Consider the following 18,916-nt stretch of genomic DNA (forward strand, 5'->3'; position numbering starts at 1 on the left):
AAGAGACAGGCCGATTCGGTGGGCATTTTTTATGGACGACTTAAAATCGACCTCAACCTCACATATTCACCATTCAAGTCAGGCTCATATCTGAATCTCTCTTACTGTTTAAGTAAAGGTTATTAATAAACAAGGAGAGAACTTTGAAACCGATTCAAACTGCAGTGATTGCACTTTCATTGGTGTTTAGCTGTGTATGGGCAGACATTCAATCGCCAGACTCAGTAGAGGCTGAAGTGGTATTACAGACTACCACCAGCTGGGACGGCACTACGTTGCCTGAATACCCCAAAGGCCAACCTGAAGTCACTATTTTGAAAATTACCGTCCCGAAGGGCGTGCTGAAAGCCGGAGACGCAATTGCGGAAGTCGTCGACCAATGGCATTTTGGTGCAAATACGGGTGATGAGCCGACAGAGATTCTGGTCTTTTACGTCGGTGTGAAAGGTAAGCCGATAACGGTGAAGTGAAGAACAGCAGAACCAAAAGCCCGAGCATAAAAACTCAGGCTTTTTGTGTTTCACGTTATAGAGCGTTATGACTCACAAGGCTTTGCGTGATCAATACTGCGTTTTTGTTTAAACGACATCACCAGTTGCGGAACGAGCGACATCAGGATCATGCCAAGCATCAAGCTGTATTGAAGGGGTGTGAAGCTTTCTCCCATCAATACTAAGCCAGAAACAATGCCAGCTACTGGGTTTGCGATACCACCGAAGGTAAAGTCCACCACCGACATGCGTTGCAATAGCCACACGTACATGCCGTAGCCAAGCGCAGTGTTAAGTACGATAACCCATAATAAACCAGCGACGTTTCTCAATGATGCGTTTTGTAGGGCGCTCACATACGGCTCAGGATTAAAGCTCGCAAAGATGGCTGCAGCGATAGAAAGAATGATACCGCCTAAGATGAGCTGCCATGTTACCACCGTCCACCAGTGCATTCTTGTCCCAAGAGACTTAGTGACGCTACTGCCGATAACGATACACATGATTGCAGATAGCATTGCGATTAAGCCAATGGGGTTAAGTGTGATTGAGCTAGGATCAAACAGGAACCACGCCAATGCAATGAGCGCTGCGCCACTTATCCCTTGAATCAAACTTGGTTGTCGTTTGTATACTACCCAGCCAAATAACATCGCGAACACAGGGACAGAAATCATGCCGACGCCAGAAATTGCGGAAGGCAAGGTCAACGCCATAACAAAGATGAGTCCGAAGAAAAGGGCGATATTGATCGTGCCGAGTACCAATAAGATCTTCCAATCTTGTTTCTTTGGTAGTGATGGTTTGATAGCAAGCAACAAAAGGCCAGCCGGCAAAGCTCGCAGTGCGCCAAGCAACACTGGCGGCCAGTCTGGCAGAGTAAATTGTGTTACGGCGTAAGTGGTGCCCCAAAAGAACGCCGGAATCATCGCGAGTAAAATGTTCATATTAAATATCTTCACGTTGAGATAATTTATTGTAACGATACGTATGAAATGACTTTTTGTAAAGTATCTTTATGTTAAGATTAATTTGTAAATCAGAATGTCTTTGGAGATGAAAGGGTAATGGACGCAATTGACAGAGTGGTAAGCCAATGGGCTAAGGAAAAGCCGGAGCTCGACACCGAACCGATGGCGATCATGGGGCGCTTGATGAGAATCGCAAAGCACATGGAAAACCACGTCGCCGAACTGCACAAACGTTACGATCTCAAAATGGGCGAGTTTGATGTTTTAGCAACGCTGCGACGCAGTGGTCAGCCATATCGTTTAACGCCATCAGAGCTGATTTCATCCATGATGCTGACATCCGGTGCCATGACAAATAGGCTTGATAAGCTAGAGAAGAAAGGTCTGATCGCGCGTGAGCACAGTAAAGAAGATCGCCGTAGCGTCACTGTTGAACTCACAGCAAAAGGTTTCGAGCTCATTGACTCGCTGATAGAGCAGCACCTTCAAGCGCAACATGAGTTGATGGGGTCTTTGAGCAGTGCAGAAAAAGGGCAGGTTAATCAGGCGTTAAAGCTCTTATTGCCGCAGTACGAGTAATCGATAACCTATAACCTTGTGGATTCGAAACTGACTAAAGGGCCGCGTATTTCATCGGGATATCAGTAACATACTTTGTGCTTGGTCACAGATACTTTGTTTATTATCAATATCTTCAGGCAAAAGCTAGCACCTTTAACTCGCACCGACTATATAAATGTTATAGCGATGTTAAGGGTGAAGTTATGCGTGCACTTTCTGAATGGTTAGAAGCCTACGGTGAAAGCCATCAAAACCCAATCAATCAAAAGATTCATAAAGTGGCGGTGCCGGGTATCTTTTTATCCGTGGTTGGCTTGATTTGGTCCATTCCGCAAATTCCTTTATTTGGGTTCAATCTCAACTGGGTATGGGTTGTTGCGCTACCCGCGTGGATCTTTTACTACCGCCTTTCTCTAAGCGTATTTATGATGATGATTGGCTACACCGTTGCCTGTATTGGGCTAATCTGGTCGATGGACATACTCGGTTGGCCGGTTTTACAGATTTCGATGCTGCTGTTTGGTGTGCTTTGGATTTTCCAGTTTATCGGGCACAAAATCGAAGGGAAGAAACCATCGTTTTTTGAAGATGTTCAGTTTTTACTGATTGGTCCTATTTGGGTGTTTCGTAAGCATTAATGAGATGAGCAAGAAGTTATGGGAATAAGGAGTTACTAGACTCTAGGTAGTTCCCATTTTTATCGAGATCTATTATGCCTACCGCTCTGTTTGTTTTAGTTTTTGTTAGCTTCATTCCTTATGTACTTGCAGGTCTTGGTGGATATGCCAAGGTTCAGCAACTCGGTCATCTTGATAATCATCATCCACGCTTGCAGGAGAGGAAACTTAGTGGGCGTGCGGCGAGAATTATCGCTGCTCAATCCAATGCTTGGGAAGCGCTGTCTTTCTACACAGCCACAATTTTAACGGTGAACTTGAGTGGCGTTCCTTGGTCAGACTTGTCTATGCCAGCCATCATATTTGCTATAACGCGAATAGCGCATCCGGTTATGTACATCGCAAATATCGCGATTGGCCGAACCTTTGTCGTTATTGTGGGCGTGACAAGCTGTATTTATATGCTTTCTCTTGCGTTTTGATTTTAACGACGCGTTTGCACAAAGTTATCTTGTGCAGCATTTCGAATTACTAACCTATGTTACCATCTCGCTGGTTTTAGAAGTCCTTTAACGTTGCAAAGAACAACAAAAAGTCGAAGCGAACAGTGGTAGTGAGGTAGTCGCGTGAGTGCACAAGATCATTTTCTGGGGCAGTTTGAAGTTGAATTGAAATACAGAGTGAAAGACAAGCGAGCATTTTTAACCACGCTAAGCAGCCTAAAGCACGAGGTGATGTTCGAAGATAACCAAGAAGCAGATTGGTTTTACGATACACCTGATCGCAAACTAACCAACGAAAACAAAAGCTTGGTGATTCGTGAGATTGAACCGTCTGGGATTAAGCTTTGGATTGTGAAAGGACCGGAAGAAGATCGTTGCGAAGCGACAGACATCACCAAGTCCCACGCAGCCAAAAGCATGTTGGAGAACATGGGGTATGAGGTGATTCTTCATACTAAGAAGGTTCGCAGCATCTACTTTGTCGGTGAATTCCATATCACGCTCGATCACCTTGAAGGCATTGGTTATTTCGCAGAATTCGCGATCATGACTGATGATGAAAGCGCATTAGGACGTTACAAGCAAAAACTAGAGGCTCTAGCAGGCATGTTTGGTTTGGATGAGTCCAACCGAGAACCGCTCTCTTACAAACAAATATGGACCGCTCAGTAAAATCCCCGCCATTTCTGATTAGTCTAATAAGCAACTCCCTCCAATCGCACTATGATTAAAGTAGTGCGAGCTGGCGTCTCGCGTTAACATTCCATTTCGAAAATGATGGTGACAACGTCACTTAAGCGGAGGGGGAAATGTACAACCGCGAGCACAAATATGTGTATTGGCGAGAAGAACGCAAGAAAGGCAAATGGCACTACATTATGAAGTCTTTCTTGATGATTTGCTGTGCGTTGTTGGTTGGCAAGGTAATCGGTTTATTTGTTTTTGGTGAGCTGCATTCATTGAAAGATATTACGCAGCAGTTCCCCGCCGATATTTTTATCATGATGCTGGTTGGATTTCCTGTCAGTGTTATTGGTTGGTATCACGAAGAATCGAAGTTTTTCCGAGCATTAAAGCGTCGAGATAAGAAATTTAAAGCGCGTCTGGAGGCTCGTAAAAAAAGAAATAAGCCTACTTAGAACAAATGCCGCAAGGTTCGAAATTTGCGGCATTTTTGATCCTGCCAGTTCGGTATTTTCCGCTCATTAGGTTGATGTGTGATTTGTATTGAAGGAGTTGGTTCCCAAAGGCTAACCCTAAATGAGTATGAGAATTAACCGGTTGTGTATCCTACACTTATTGATGTGAAAGCGGTGAATTCGCGCAAGGAAGCATGTGCTCATGGCAAAAAAGCTCTCTAGGTTCAGTCCGAAAGCTCTATTACTCATTTTTATTGGGATGACTGCGCTCATTTTTGGAGTCATTTCATTGATTGTGTTATCTCAAGAAAGTCAGGCTACAATAAAGCAACTCCAAAAGGGGAATGGTCGGTTTGAATTGGAGTCGGCCAAGATCTTTATGGAGAAGTACTTAGAGGTAGCGGAAGACCGAATCGTCCTTGCATCCCAATACAGTGGGGTTATTGATGCCTTAGTCGACAATGATGTTGAAGGGTTAGCGTTTCAGCTGGAGCGCTTTAAAGGCCAACATCAAACGATGCAATTTGCAGCAAGAGATGTAAACGGTGAGTTGTTGTTCGAAGACACTTTCCGTCACCCCGCATCTGAACAAGAAGTCGCGATTTTTAATGCGCTTTCTGAGTCTCGACTAAATGAGCGCATCGTGTATCTGCTGCACGATGATACTAACCACATCTGCTTAAAGCTTTTTATGCCTCTTGTGAATAACGGTGATTTTGTCGGGATGTTATATGGTGAAACCGCTGTTGACTACGATGACTTTTTTGGTTCGTTCGTAACAGGAAGAGAGCGTTGGTATGAACTCAGTCAAACCATCCCACCGCTTCCTGAACTGGCTCACATAACCGAAAAACAGGCGCAAGACCATCTCTCCCATAGCCATGAGCATGTTCTAACCGTAAGCGCCATCGACCGATGGATCATCAATAAAGAACCCTTGAGCCGAGGTAATTTGCTTTTGACTCAAGGTGTCAGTAGATCCTTCTTGGACGAACAGTTAACAAACCTTCAAAGCAGTTTGCTAAAGGGCTTAATTGGTGTGCTGATCGTGAGTTCGATTATTGTAACATTCATAGGAAAAAGGCTATTTGTTAACCCACACCGTGAACTCGAAAAATCCAAGCGGGAGCTAGAAGGATCAAACCTTCAGTTGAAAGAAAAAGAGAAGGAGAGCGAGTTATTGGCGACCGTAGTTAAAGCCGCAAGAGATGCCATTGTTATCACAGACCACCACGGAAAGGTTGAATGGGTAAATAAGGCGTTTGAATCCATGACGGGTTATCAACTCGATGGCATCAAAGGGTTAGCGCCGGGTGCTTTCTTGCAAGGTGCCGATACTTCACCAGATACGATTGCAGACATCGGAAAAGCGGTTCGACAGGGTGAGCAAGTTAGGACGGAGATACTCAACTATACGAGAAACAAACAGCCCTATTGGATTGATATCGATATCATCCCATTGAGGAATGAGCAAGGTGTTGTTGAGCGTTTTATTGCTATTGAACGCGACATCACAGAAGTAAAACGCTTAGAAAGTGACCTTGAAACCGAGGCATTGAAGGCAAGGCGCGCCAATGAAGCGAAATCGGCATTTTTAGCAACGATGAGTCATGAAATAAGGACACCACTTAATGGGCTCTTGGGCATGCTACAAATATTGAACGATGACATCCGAGACTTGGAACAGAGGAAAGTGCTGCGACTCGCATTGAACTCGGGTGAACACCTGCTCTCGATTCTCAATGATATCTTAGATTTAGCCAAGGTAGAAAGTGATGCGCTTGCACTCGATATTCATCCTTTCAAAATGGCCGACATCATTACTCCGGTGGAAGTGACTTACCAGGGATTGTGCTCAGAGAAAGGCATTGTGTTTAACGTGGATAACCACTGCAGTGATGACTGCTACTATTGTGGTGATTCTGTGCGTATTCGACAGGTCTTGCTCAATCTTGTCGGCAATGCGCTCAAGTTTACTAAGACTGGTCATATTAACGTTTGCATCAAAGCGCTAGAGTCACCTTTCGTCGAATTTTGCGTAGAAGATTCCGGTATCGGTATTCCTCAAGATCGGATGGATTCTATTTTTAATGAATTTGAACAAGCGGAAGTGTCGACGACTCGGCAGTATGGTGGCACCGGATTGGGCTTAGCGATTTGTCAAAAACTAGTGACTCTTATGAATGGCCAAATCAGTGTTGAGAGTGGGCTAGGAAAGGGAAGCCAGTTCCGCTTTGTGATTAGCTTACCAAGTGATTTAGGCGAGGTAATTGAAGAGAAAACAGAGGACGTGAAGGGTAAAGATCTCTCGTCCGTTAACGCGCTGATTACGGATGACAATCGGATGAATCAAATCATCGCGAAAGTCTTTTTGGATAAGTTAGGGGCGAAAAGTCACACATGCAGCAGTGGACAAGAAGCACTGAACTTGTTGAAAGAGCAGTCTTTCAATCTAATCATTATTGATAACCATATGCCAGAAATGAGTGGTATTGAGGTTGTTAAGCTAATCCGCGAACAAGGGTTAGATGATATCGTGATCTTCGGATGGACTGCGGATGTGATGCAACAATCGACACAATCTTTTATCGATGCAGGTGCTGATGAAGTTCTTGCCAAACCACTCATCAAAAAGGATCTCATAGATGCTTTGTCTCGGCATTTACCTAACGCGTCAACAGAATAAGCGTCTCATTTTTGTCTGTTAAGAAACAATACATCATCGGTAAAAACGTGCCTTGGGTTCATAACTTCACCCTACTATAAAGTAAAGTACGAATTTCATGACTTCTGGCAAGCATTTCTATTCTTACTCTGCTAAATCCCAACCAAGAACATCCCCTAAACAGGAATGAAAATGGATAATAAAACCATGCTGCACAGCCAAAAAGTGTACTTCTGCAATGATGAAGAGCTGGCGACAATGCAAACCGAATGTCTTGAAACATTATACGATTACAATCACACCCGTCCTTCGGAATCAGAAAAGCGGGGCGAGATAGTTGGGCGTCTTCTCGCGTCTGTAGGTGAGAATTGCTACATCGAACCGCCTTTAAGGGCGAACTGGGGATGCCATACGTACCTCGGTGATAATGTTTACGCAAACTTCAACCTCACTTTGGTTGACGATACTTACATCTACATTGGGAATAGCGTAATGATTGGACCGAATGTGACTATAGCGACGGCAGGGCACCCAATCGATCCTGATTTGAGACGAGATGTCGCTCAGTTCAACATACCAGTTCGAATCGGAGATAACGTGTGGATTGGCGCAAACTCGGTGGTATTACCGGGTGTGACGATTGGAGAAAATTCAGTGATTGGCGCTGGCAGCATAGTAACCAAGGACATTCCTGCCAACGTTGTTGCGGTTGGTAATCCATGTCGTGTGCTGAGAGAAGTCGGACAACACGACAAAGAGTACTATTTTAAAGACCGTAAGCTTGAACAAAATATGTTCAATGGTTAATCTGAACCTTTTATCCGAATAGGAAAGTAAAATGCTCATCCGCACAACCAACCTCTGGTGGCTCCTCCTTCCAATGCCAAGCAGTCGGTAGGTTGAGTTGTGCCTGGCTGCGAGTAGATGCAGCCAGAGTCGTATTCTATCTCGTAGCCTTGTTTGAAAGTCATCAATCATCAAGGAGACAAAATGAATACGGCATCCGATTCCAACGACCAATCAGAAAGCCAGACTAAAAAGAACCCAGTGAGTGCAGTGACAATAGGTGTCATGCTTGCACTTGCCGGAACACTGCTGTTTTCGATTAAACCTGTCTTTGTCAAACTCGCTTACCAGCATGGTGGTGATGCGGTCAGTATCATAACGTTACGAGCGATGAGTTCATTACCAGTTTACCTTGGCATTTTGTTTTGGACGTTGCGTAACTCTGAATATCGCGGGAAAGTGAGAAGGTATGGACTTAAAGCGGCGTCCATTGGCGTGCTGGGTTATTACTTGGCCAGTTATTTAGACATTACGGCACTTAATTACATTTCCGCCCAACTTGAGCGGTTATTACTTTTCCTTTTTCCTACTTTTGTTGTGCTGATCATGTGGTTTAAAGAGGGGCAATCACCCAAGCGTTCGGTATTATTTGCCGTTTTGGTTGGGTATCTTGGGGTTGGTCTCATTGTGGCGCACGATCTTTCTCACTATGGAGAGAAGATTTGGCTCGGTGGTGGATTAGCGATTGCGTCGGCATTTGTATTTGCCGTGTACTTGGTCATGAGTAAAGCCAGTATCGTAAAACTCGGTAGTAAGCTGTTCACCAGTATTGGAATGGGGAGTGCTGGGATTGCAATTCTTATTCATCTGTCTTTTAGCTCGCTACAGTTAAATACTATGAGTGAAGAACTCATCACCATTGGGGTATTGCTTGGCATCTTCTGCACGGTTATTCCCTCATATTTGATAGCTGCCGCAATGGCGCGGCTCGACCCTACACACCTGAGTTTGGTGAGCAATATTGGTCCTGCGATGACGGCGTTGTGCGCCATTTTTATATTGAATGAATCATTTACTTGGTTTCATGCCTTGGGGATGATGCTGACCGTTGTTTCGGTTGTGATGATCAACCGGTTTAAGTCATGAGTACTCTATTACAGAAGACGAAGAGCGGAGACGGTGATAGAGGGGAGGCAGGTCGATAAGCATTGACCTGCCAAAGGCTTAGAACACAAAGTTAGCCATAATGGTGTACATATCTGCGCTGTCATCTGAAGGGGGAGAAACAAATGCACCTGAGGCGTCTCGATAAGCTTTAAAGTGTTGCCATTCCGCATTGAGTGACACGTTGTAGTGCAGATCGTATCTCACACCCAATAGATAGCTATCGCTCACTTTATGTTCATGGTCATCAAACTGTTGGCCATAAATAGCATACGGTGTGAACTTGTTTAAGTTATAGCTGCCTTGTGCATACCATGCAGATGCAATGTCGTTGGTTTGACCTTCCAAAGTTAAAGTCAGGGCATCAAACTCATATTCTGCGCCCAGCGAGATAAGCTGAATATCTTGGCCTTTTGCTTTGATGGTTTGATCTGGAATGGGAACAGCACCAACACCAGGAATAGTGGTAGTGAGGTTGCGCAGTTTCGTTTCTTGGTCGTAATTCGAATCTAAATAGGTCAAGTTCCAACGATAATAATCACCACTCAAGATGAAGTTCACGCCATACATATCGTTAGTTTTAAACGTCAGCTCGGTATTGGCGTTGAAGTCGACGGTACTTTCATCATGAAAACCAATGAAAGGTGTCGTGGTTAACGTCATGCTGTCGTTGATGTCATAGTTCCATAGAAATGAAATCCCATTGAACGCCGTAATTCCCAGAATACTGTCATAGACTTCGTTTGGTGGCCTTGCTGGCGTAAAGGCGTGCCCGACATAGTAATACTCGGAGGCGAGGAATACAGGCATTCGTAGGCGACCAGCGCGAAACTCAATATTGCCATAGCTGTAGGCAAGGTAGGCCCATTCTAGCTGAGGATCGCTCCAGTGGTCCTGTGGTCTTTTGACCATTTGAGCAGAAGCTTTAAAAGCGTCGTAATAGAAGTCGAGTTGAACACCAAAGGTGGTATCACAGTCGTAGCAGTTTTCATCGTCGATGAATCGATTAACGAGCACTGGTGTTTCGTTGTCAGTTGTTGCCCATGAGGTAGAGCCAAAGCCGCTCAACGATAAATTATCGGTGATCTCTATTGCCGCTAAGCTCGGTAAGGCCACACTGCTTAGCGTTGTTGCTATCACTGATGCGATGAGTGTTTTCTTCATATTATTTCTCCGAGCTTACTACGTAGAGGATCTGTGCATTTGACGGAAGGCTACTCACCAGTGCATAGCCAATGCGATTTGGCTTTTCTTTCATCCATGTCAAAAGGGCATCCATATCGGAATTGTCGATAACTTTGGGTGGGCGCGCTTTACCTGAGAATAACAAGCTTGCCCAATGCGCATTCATTTGCGCGATATTTTTGTTGAGGAGGTATCGGTAGAACTCAGAGCGTTCTGATGAGGTCTCAGGCCAATCAGAAAGCTCAATTCGTTTACCCTGCAGTCGTTTGGTTTTCCCTCGATATAGCTTTCGGGCTTTGGTGATGTTGAGTTCATCAAAATCTGAATCGAGAGAAAAAATAGCATAGCTATCTGCTGCCAAGGCTTCACTATCGAAGGAGATCAGCAATGCAAAAGCAATCATTGCGGTAGAGACAACGCTCAGCACCTTGTTTTTTAAGAAATGGGTATCCATGACCATTACCTTGCTCTTTAAATCACACTTTCAATTTGATGAAGAAGTTTTTCTTTTCTCACTGGTTTTGGTACATAGGCATCCATGCCAGAGTCATAACAGCGCTGAATATCATCGTCTACGACACTCGCTGTGAGTGCGATGATAGGGGTCTTAGGCAGACCAGAAACTTTTTCGTATGCACGAATCTCTTTAGTTGCTTCGAAGCCATCCATCACCGGCATCATGCAATCCATTAAGATGATGTCGAAGCTATTATCTTGTTGGAACATGTCCAAGGCGATCTGACCATTTTCAGCGATTTCAAATTGATATCCCGCCTTACTCAGAAGTAGAGAGGCGACTTTTTGGTTGACCGTATTGTCTTCAACCAAAAGAATACGCTCAGATCGGCTGGGTAATGGCGTTGTCATCGGTTCTTCCGGCCTTTCTTTTGGTTGAGTGTTGATTCGGCTGCTTATAGTTGAAGGTACCGCGGGAGTTATTGCTACGTTCGATTTGCTAGCCTCAACGGCTTTTGACAATTTATCTTTTAATACCGCTGCTTTGAATGGTTTAGGCACGTAGTCATCCATACCGACATCGAAACATTTCTGTATATCGTCATCCACTACGCTTGCTGTCAAGGCAATGATTGGGATTCGATAGCCTCTATTGACCTCTTTTTCCAATTGGCGAATTCTTTTTGTTGCTTCAAACCCATCCATCACGGGCATCATGCAATCCATCAGAATCAATGCGTATTGATTTTTAGCGAACATCTCGACCGCTTCTTGGCCATTGGCCGCTAAGTCAAATTCATAGCCAGCCTTTGTCACATGTAACCCTGCGATTTTTTGGTTTACCGTGTTGTCATCGACCACCAAGATTTTGTTGTTCGTATTCGATGTTTTGCTTGCAGCTGCCTCTAGAGCGGTTTGACTGAATCTTGCCTGACAGCTTTCAATCGCCTTGACTAAGCGTTGACCCAGAAGTGGCTGAGTAATAATCGCACTGACATTTTCACCAAAGTCAAACTGGTCGCTATGAAGGTGTCTACCGAGACAAATATGTACATTTTGAGCAGCTAGTCGTTGGAATGTTGCTTCGTTTTTCATCGCTGAATTTGGTCGTGTCTCGTTGTAAATCACGATGACGCGTTCCTTATCGCTAATCCAAGCAGGAAGGGCGTCTAAGTGTGTTATCGATTGATGAACCGCAATCTGGTAGAAGCTCAGTTCATCGCGCAGTATCCGTTCCATGTCTGCATCTTCGCAAACTAACCAAATTTGGCTGTCGCTGGCAGCATGCTTGGGATCAAAGCCCAAATGAACGATTACAGGGGATATTTGGAAGAAAAATCGACTGCCGTGTCCTTTTTCAGATTCTAGTTGGATCTTGCCTCCCATTAACTCGACGAGCTGTGTACTTATTGCTAAGCCAAGACCAGTACCACCAAACTGGCGGGTTGTAGAGTTATCTTCTTGCGCGAATGGTTCGAAGATGTTCTTTTGTTGTTGCTCGTCGATCCCAATACCTGAATCCTGAACAGAAAACTCCATGACAGCGTTGGCGCCTGAGACGCCGTGTGTGGTAACAGAGAGATGCACGCTGCCTTTTTCGGTGAACTTCACCGCATTAGACATAAAGTTCATGATAACTTGGCGTAGACGGTGATCATCAATCATCAATCGATAAGGGGTATTACGGCTAATGCTCACTTTAAGGTCGATGCCTTTTTCTTTTGCTTTTGGCGAGACAATAGATGCGATGTCGTAAATGGATTCGCGCACGCATGTGGAATGAGGGCTGATAAGTAGCATGCCAGATTCAATCTTGGAAAAGTCCAAAATGTCATTAATCAAGCTCAGTAGTAGCTGTGATGATGTCTCAATGGTGTCGACGTAGTCTTTTTGCGTAGCGGTAAGAGAGGTATCGGACAGCACTTCTGAAATACCGATAACACCATTCAACGGGGTACGTATTTCATGCGACATATTGGCAAGGAAACTGCTTTTTGCTTTACTGGCTTTAATCGCATCATCTTTTGCTTGTTCCGCGTCTTCCTTAGCTTGGGTGAGTTTGACCTTGGCTTGCTCGCGTTCGTAACTCAACCGCTCAACTTCTTGCGCAAATTTACTTAACTCATCTTTGCCTTTGATTAACTCTCTTAGTGGAGATTCTTTGCTGTAGCTATCACGACGGAGAAATTCGAGAACCAATTGAAGGTTGTTGGTTACTTTACGCACGAGGCGTAGCGCTAAGCTAATCACCGCGATGGTAATGAAAGACATAACGGCAATGAACATCAAACGCTGCTGATTGGCTATGGTGATCGCTTGACCAACATCCGTTTTGAGTTGATTGGATATGTCGTTATCGACGTTTTTGAGCAAGGCTAAGCGTCCATTTAGGGCGGTTAATCCTGCTGCAACTTCAGCTTCTGGCAGGGTGCTGAGCGCTTCTTCGTTGAACAGAAAGCTTCTGAACTCTTGGCTAAGGACGAACACTTCATTGGTGAATGTGTCGATTAACAGTTCAACTTGTTGTTGGTTGGCGTTGAGAGTGACGAAGCGTTCAAGGAACAATTGTTGATTTTTGACCAGAGACTCAATCTCGCTGCTTATGTCGGCATCATAAAATTGGTTGTGCTCAACGGAGTAAATCAGATATTGGCTCAGGCGGTTCTCTTCTTTAGACCAAAACATCAACCACTCGATTTGCATTAGCGCAGAGAGGTGCGCTTGGATTTCATAGGAAGCGTCATTAAACGGCACTTTTTCTAATGCGAGTAGGATCTGCTTGTAGGTGTCTGCTCGCCATTCTGCAATGTCTAGACGCTCATTCATGTCTGTTGTGGTCGTCAGAGATAAGCTCGCTTCTTCTATGCTGGAAAGCAGATCGGCCATTTCTAAACCTTTGTCTGCAAAGATGCGCTTTGCTTCGTTGTTAAGTGACTGGGTGATGGATTTGATCGCTAATTCCCTGTTTGAAACGTCACCGTTGTTTGGCAAGTTATACAGAAAAGAAACGTTATCCATATAGTCAGAAAATAACTGAGCCCTCTCTAGATCTTGCGCTTGTGTAGAGAGTCGATGAACTTGTTGTCCCGCGAGAAAGAGGAGCAGGACAATGGGTAAAACAACTAAGCTAAATAACTTGTGCTTAACAGATAGGTTATTCCATGAAAGCGACCTGACCACATTACACACCCATATCTAATTGGTTGATATAAAAGTGTAGGCTAACTATCTCAATTGTTAGAAATGGGGTAGAAAAATTCATACTTGTACGGCGTGGAAACTGTGACTCCTACGACAAAAGTTAGATGATTTAAGGATATAGGTTTTCTAATCTATCAGTATAAGTCAGTTTTTATGCATAATTATGGTTTATTTAACATGATGATATTTATAAACAAATGCCTTTTGTTGAGTGAGTAAAATATTTTGTCGAATAAGGCCTGAAAATGGCTGTTTAGATACCAAGGCATGGGTATAATTGCCGAATTTTCTTGTGATTGAGACTATGTGCAGAACGTACTTGAAATTTTTGTGATTTGAACTTCATAAGGTCACAAGCTCAGGGCGGGGAAATCATTATTATGCAAACGAAAAATTTTGTACGGCTATTAATAACAATAACTAAATCATGAACGTATCCAGAAGTCTTCAATCGGTCACACTGCGGTATACCGTCCCGATATTCCTCATTGCATTATTCACTAACTTTACTTACTGGGCGTATCAGCAAGTCGGTGAAGCTCAAAACCTTTCCAAATATCACGTCAAATCGGCAGAAATTAATCTTGGTACGATCATTGGTGGCTACCGTGATTTATTGCGAGCAATGAGTTCCGACCAACATTTCACTGAACCCGATATCTCCTTACACGAGCGTGCACAGAGAGCAATGCCTTATAAACAAGCGTTTGACCTTGCGGGCATTGGTTTCAGTGATGGTGTAGGAAACATGGTGAGTACTCATAATGACAAAGTCCACTCTATTGCTCACCGAAAGTACTTCCACCAGGTTATTCGCACCAAAAAAACAGTCATGACTAATGTCCTCATCGATGTGTCTAACGGGCAAACGGTATATGTATTGTGTCGCCCAATGTTTGATGAGGGTGGCGATTTACAAGGCACGATATCTGCGTCCATTCATTTCTCTGAGATTCAAAAAGCATTGGGTACAGAGGGAGAGAGCGACATTTACAGCGTGCTATTAGATGAAGATCTTAACATCATCAGCCACTCTCGAGACGAGCATTACATTGGTGTCAACTTGTTCAACTACGGTTATGAAAAACTGTTTGACCGTGAAGAGAATTTAAAAGCACTAACGGGCTCCGAGAGAGGTGGCTTCTTTACTTACAGTTATCCTCTGGATTTATCATACGTTGAATTTACTAGGGTAGAAGGTACGCCTTGGATTTTGCTTTCCAAAGCGAAATTTAGCGCGTTACTTGGCGAAGGCACATTGATGTTTGGTGCAAACGTGTTGTTGATTATCGCTATCTACATCGTGATCGCACGTTTAATGGGTAAGCAAGTGGTGGGTCTTACGCAGCCGCTTGACCGATTCTTGGAAGAGAGTAAGGTCGTGTTTAATGACGCTTCTATGGAATTAAAAGAGCATTTCGAGCAAGTTATTCAAGCCAGTCGCAATGGTGTCTTTTGTTCACGTAGTGGATTGCTAACACGCGAATACTTCTTGCGAGGTGCAGAGAAATCACTAGCCCTTGGCAACACGCCTAGAGCCTGTATTTTCTTTGATATGGATAACCTCAAATATATCAACGATACCTACGGTCACCTCGCGGGTGATAAAGTCCTCGCATTATTTGTGGCGGTATTGAGAGAGAGCTTTGGCCATAAGCGTGACATTGTAGGTCGATTTGGCGGCGACGAATTTGTGGTATTGACGAAAGAGTTTAGAAACAAGCGGGATCTGGAACTCAAGCTAGATAGATTTCTTGAAAAGCTACAGAGCACTGCCGACAGTCTCGGTCTCGATATCAACTTAACCGCATCCATTGGTGTTGTCATGACAGATAATGCAGGAAGAGACATCGAGACCTTATTGCACTGTTCTGATATGGCAGTGTATCGAGCCAAGCAATTAGGCAAAGGGCGATATGCGTTTTATCACGCTTCGATGATAGAAGTACCGATATTCTATGAGTGAGGAGGGAGGCGAGAAGCCTCCCTTTTTAATGCGCTTTGTTCTTGGAGATGAGTTAAACAGAGACCGCTTGAGGCTGTTTTCTCAGTACATAAATGTCATGCTTGCGCAACAGGTAGAGAGCGAAACATGCCGCAAGCATTGGCCATGCCGCGAAGAATAGTAGGTTGTTGAATGGATCTAGGTACTTAGCGAACGAAGAGAACGTCGAGCCGGCGTGCAATACGAGAATCGCAAGGTAAGTTAGGTTCTTCCAAAGCCCAGCCAGAAAGGCTCCGATGAAAACTAACTGGGCAATACCCAGCGCGACAGAAAAGCCACTCGAAATATCTAAGCCATAGAAGCCAGAAAATACTTTCATAGCATGTTCGGGCACCAGCACTTTATCCAGCGCCCACATGATAAACACCAGTGCGATACTGAGTCGCAATGCAAGTAAAGCTATTCCTAACTGCTGTTGAACTTTAGGGTGAAGCGTTTGTTTCATTTTCATTCCTTCAATAAATAGTGGGAGACCCTAGTTGCAGACCGCCTTAGCGAAGCTCTGATTACAATGCGATCGGTAAATATTTGAGTCTCGTTCCCATTTTGTTTTCCCCGTGCAACCCATAAATGGTTGGAATATGAGCCTATCAGCAAAAATGAAGTATTCAGTAGCACCAAGTAGATGTGGGTAATAAAAGATGTCACTCTCTCTTTTAAGCAAGACGTTGTGTATTAAAGTCAGGCAAGGAATGTGAGATGAATAAAGTGGATTGGCATAAAGACCAGATAGAAGACAACATGTTAGTGACTTCCTCTTATAAGAGTACTCAGAATGTACGTCGCTACTTCAAAGCGAAGTGTGGAGATAATTTCGCGTTTGATCGCGGCTTCATGCAATGGATGAACAAAGCAGAGTGCATAACCATGGGGGAAGCCGCACAAGAATGGTTACGCAGACAGGAAGCAAAGTAATTTATGGGTAGCTATCAATACCGTTTAAACAACGATTTCTTTAATTCATTATGGACAAAAGCGACAGGTGAGATCTACCCCTCGAACTTGCAGCCTTACAGCAGTTGTACTGTCGAGTTACTCGAGCAAATTCAAGGTAAACTCATTAACAAAAAACCTAAGGCTGTATTGGATTTAGGTTGTGGAGCTGGTGGTTTTAGTCGCTGGCTTAACCAAGCGTTAGATTGCGACGTGTTAGGCGTAGATCGTTCTGAATTCGCAATTGAGTACGCTAAGCACCATACACAGGAGGGCTCAAGCGTCGAGTTTTCTGTGGTGGAATTTGAAAATTTATCCCGCCTTTACAATAGGTTTGACTGTGTTGTCAGCATCGACGCTTTACCATTTGCAAAAGACGAAGACCAATTGCTGTCAGATATTCATCGCTTACTAAATATGGATGGCCAACTGATTTTCACAACACGGGAGCCACTAGAGGGCTCGCCTAAATCGAAAAAGCTGGGCTGTGCATGGCGTTCAGCGCTAGAAAGAAACGGATTTGAATTAGTTGAAGCGATTGAGAGAAAGGGTGTTTCTGAATTTTGGCATGCCATTTATCAAGAATGGGTGAGTAATGAAGTTCAATTAAGGGAAGTATTGCCTAGCGAAGTTGTCGACGGCTTGATGTTGGAAGTTGAACAAGTTGGCTCTCGTTTGTTTGACGGGCGACCTTGGTGGTTGATTCACGCCAAACGTATCACCAAGGAAGTGTAGAAAGAAGAAAAATGAATATTGTAGAAACGTTATCTGAACAGTTGAGTGAGATTGGATACCCAGAGAGGCGAGTGCGCACGGGCCAGGTGAGAGCGAACTCTGCCGGTGGTTTTCGAAGTTTAGACAGCAAGCAGACTTCGCTTTTGAGCAGTGTGAAACATTGCTGGCAGAGCGTGATTGGGCATTAAGCGTTATTGCGTTTGATTGGGCCTGAAGTAAGTGTTTTCTGAGGCTCAATAAATGCGCGCGCATTCTAGTTTTAAATGCGGCAGGAGGGAACAAAAATTAACGCTGCGGGGTAATTATTTACGTAACTGAGAGCAAGATCGAGAGAGTAGATGAAGCTTCTATTCACTTTGGCTTTCTTTTCTATAAAAATCGCGTACAGTTTGCTGGTTTTCCACTAAAATCACACCATTATGCCCAACGCAAAACTTATCCTAATTCGTGGCTTACCGGGCTCTGGTAAGACGACGCTTGCCAAGAAGTTGTCCAAACAGCTTAAAGCAAAACATTTTGAAGCTGACATGTACTTTGAGAATGAAAGTGGTGAATACGTTTTTGACGGTACAAAGCTGACTAATGCCCATGAATGGTGCTTTCAGCAAACTCGCAAATGGTTAAGCAAAGGAAAGACTGTGATTGTCAGTAACACGTTTGTGCGCCATTGGGAGATGAAACGGTATCTAAAGTATTGCGAGAAAAAACAGATTGAAGTGGAAGTGCAGGTTTGCCGAGGTGAGTATCTGAGCATTCATGGTGTGCCATCAGCGACGATAGATAATATGCGCCGCCAATGGCAAGAGTAACGTTTCATCTATGTCTTCCTTTTTGACTTCCGTTCTATCTCGCTAACCTTACTGTCCTCGACCATTGATCATGACGACGAGCGTTTTGCTCATGATCGAAATATCCATCGAAATCCAAGAATTAAAAGAACTTAGACTTAATGCATAGCTGTGGTCGAAGCCCACTTTGCGGCGAACGTCCTCAATAGACGAGTCATAACCTTGGTTGACTTGCGCTAAGCCAGTGATACCCGGTAATACGCCGTAGGTACGTTCAACAAAATAAGGAATTTCTTCTTCTAGTTTTTGATAGAAAGCAGGGCGCTCTGGGCGAGGGCCAATCAGAGACATTTCCCCTTTAAGAACATTGAACAATTGCGGTAGTTCATCCAAGCGCGTCTTGCGTAGGAATCGGCCAACAGGGGTTATCCGAGGGTCATTTTCGCTGGCCCACACCGCTCCTGAGCACTGTTCAGCATCGATGTACATGGTGCGAAACTTCATAATTTCGAACAAGCCCATTTTCTCTGGTGTGCAGCGACCAACCCGAAGTTGACGATAAATGACAGGGCCTTTTGAATTGACCACAATGACAAGTGCAATCATAGGCATAATTGGTATCGTCGCCAACAAGATGAGTAGTGAGATAACGACGTCGAAAGCGCGTTTTGCTAAATGAATATTTGAGTCGTAGCGTGAAATTTTCATTGTGTTTT

19 protein-coding genes are annotated in these 18,916 nt (G+C 44.1%); 13 read left to right on the plus strand and 6 right to left on the minus strand.

The features are described from left to right. Positions 1–143 precede the first annotated feature (143 nt). Complete coding sequence (locus KIV40_RS21935; RefSeq protein ID WP_285351313.1) at positions 144–470, plus strand: cupin domain-containing protein; 327 nt, start codon at positions 144–146, stop codon at positions 468–470. Between the two features lie 65 nt (positions 471–535). Here KIV40_RS21935 and KIV40_RS21940 read toward each other — a convergent pair whose 3' ends face one another. Further along, positions 536–1,438 carry a DMT family transporter gene (locus tag KIV40_RS21940; RefSeq protein ID WP_285351314.1) on the minus strand — a complete coding sequence of 301 codons (903 nt, stop codon included), beginning with the start codon at positions 1,436–1,438 and terminating at the stop codon, positions 536–538. Between the two features lie 120 nt (positions 1,439–1,558). Here KIV40_RS21940 and KIV40_RS21945 point away from each other — a divergent pair, with 120 nt between their 5' ends. The 8 genes from KIV40_RS21945 to KIV40_RS21980 all read left to right on the plus strand — a co-directional run bounded on the left by KIV40_RS21945 (position 1,559) and on the right by KIV40_RS21980 (position 8,879). Continuing rightward, the gene (locus tag KIV40_RS21945; protein WP_045380316.1) at positions 1,559–2,041 is read left to right on the plus strand and encodes a MarR family winged helix-turn-helix transcriptional regulator; all 483 of its coding nucleotides are present in this window, start codon (positions 1,559–1,561) and stop codon (positions 2,039–2,041) included. A 185-nt stretch (positions 2,042–2,226) separates the two neighbouring features. Further along, positions 2,227–2,661: a DUF962 domain-containing protein gene (locus KIV40_RS21950; protein WP_134976905.1), complete on the plus strand. Its 435-nt coding sequence runs from the start codon at positions 2,227–2,229 to the stop codon at positions 2,659–2,661. Positions 2,662–2,735: 74 nt separating this feature from the next. Next, the gene (locus KIV40_RS21955) at positions 2,736–3,122 is read left to right on the plus strand and encodes an MAPEG family protein (protein ID WP_285351315.1); all 387 of its coding nucleotides are present in this window, start codon (positions 2,736–2,738) and stop codon (positions 3,120–3,122) included. A 144-nt stretch (positions 3,123–3,266) separates the two neighbouring features. Then, on the plus strand, positions 3,267–3,815 hold the full coding sequence (gene cyaB / locus KIV40_RS21960; protein ID WP_285351316.1) for a class IV adenylate cyclase: 549 nt from the start codon (positions 3,267–3,269) through the stop codon (positions 3,813–3,815). 137 nt (positions 3,816–3,952) lie between these two features. Further along, entirely contained in the window at positions 3,953–4,282 is a 330-nt protein-coding gene (locus KIV40_RS21965) for a hypothetical protein (protein ID WP_012127910.1), read from the plus strand. A 202-nt stretch (positions 4,283–4,484) separates the two neighbouring features. Then, positions 4,485–6,968, plus strand: coding sequence for an ATP-binding protein (locus KIV40_RS21970; protein ID WP_306431876.1), 2,484 nt, complete (start codon positions 4,485–4,487; stop codon positions 6,966–6,968). A 171-nt stretch (positions 6,969–7,139) separates the two neighbouring features. After that, entirely contained in the window at positions 7,140–7,754 is a 615-nt protein-coding gene (locus tag KIV40_RS21975) for a sugar O-acetyltransferase (protein ID WP_285351318.1), read from the plus strand. Between the two features lie 183 nt (positions 7,755–7,937). Beyond that, a complete protein-coding gene (locus tag KIV40_RS21980; protein ID WP_285351319.1) occupies positions 7,938–8,879 on the plus strand; it encodes a DMT family transporter in 942 nt (313 codons plus the stop codon). 78 nt (positions 8,880–8,957) lie between these two features. Here KIV40_RS21980 and KIV40_RS21985 read toward each other — a convergent pair whose 3' ends face one another. Genes KIV40_RS21985 through KIV40_RS21995 form a run of 3 tightly spaced genes read right to left on the minus strand, consistent with a single transcriptional unit; the run spans position 8,958 to position 13,718 of the window. Beyond that, a complete protein-coding gene (locus KIV40_RS21985; RefSeq protein ID WP_285351320.1) occupies positions 8,958–10,061 on the minus strand; it encodes a porin in 1,104 nt (367 codons plus the stop codon). Position 10,062: 1 nt separating this feature from the next. Then, entirely contained in the window at positions 10,063–10,536 is a 474-nt protein-coding gene (locus tag KIV40_RS21990) for a hypothetical protein (protein ID WP_285351321.1), read from the minus strand. Positions 10,537–10,553: 17 nt separating this feature from the next. Further along, positions 10,554–13,718, minus strand: a complete 3,165-nt coding sequence (locus tag KIV40_RS21995; RefSeq protein WP_285351322.1) for a response regulator — start codon at positions 13,716–13,718, stop codon at positions 10,554–10,556. Between the two features lie 448 nt (positions 13,719–14,166). On the opposite strand from KIV40_RS21995, the gene KIV40_RS22000 reads away from it, so the two are divergent. After that, on the plus strand, positions 14,167–15,705 hold the full coding sequence (locus KIV40_RS22000) for a diguanylate cyclase (protein WP_285351323.1): 1,539 nt from the start codon (positions 14,167–14,169) through the stop codon (positions 15,703–15,705). A 52-nt stretch (positions 15,706–15,757) separates the two neighbouring features. Here KIV40_RS22000 and KIV40_RS22005 read toward each other — a convergent pair whose 3' ends face one another. Then, a complete protein-coding gene (locus KIV40_RS22005; RefSeq protein WP_021017747.1) occupies positions 15,758–16,189 on the minus strand; it encodes a hypothetical protein in 432 nt (143 codons plus the stop codon). Positions 16,190–16,443: 254 nt separating this feature from the next. Here KIV40_RS22005 and KIV40_RS22010 point away from each other — a divergent pair, with 254 nt between their 5' ends. The 3 genes from KIV40_RS22010 to KIV40_RS22020 all read left to right on the plus strand — a co-directional run bounded on the left by KIV40_RS22010 (position 16,444) and on the right by KIV40_RS22020 (position 18,221). Next, positions 16,444–16,659, plus strand: a complete 216-nt coding sequence (locus KIV40_RS22010; protein ID WP_285351324.1) for a DUF6434 domain-containing protein — start codon at positions 16,444–16,446, stop codon at positions 16,657–16,659. A gap of 3 nt (positions 16,660–16,662) precedes the next feature. Further along, positions 16,663–17,412: a class I SAM-dependent methyltransferase gene (locus KIV40_RS22015; RefSeq protein ID WP_285351325.1), complete on the plus strand. Its 750-nt coding sequence runs from the start codon at positions 16,663–16,665 to the stop codon at positions 17,410–17,412. Between the two features lie 419 nt (positions 17,413–17,831). Then, positions 17,832–18,221, plus strand: a complete 390-nt coding sequence (locus KIV40_RS22020; protein WP_134976915.1) for an ATP-binding protein — start codon at positions 17,832–17,834, stop codon at positions 18,219–18,221. A 48-nt stretch (positions 18,222–18,269) separates the two neighbouring features. Here the strand turns inward: KIV40_RS22020 and KIV40_RS22025 are convergent, their stop codons facing one another. Continuing rightward, entirely contained in the window at positions 18,270–18,908 is a 639-nt protein-coding gene (locus tag KIV40_RS22025; RefSeq protein WP_285351326.1) for a sugar transferase, read from the minus strand. Positions 18,909–18,916: the final 8 nt, after the last annotated feature.

This window comes from Vibrio sp. D173a, assembly GCF_030248475.1.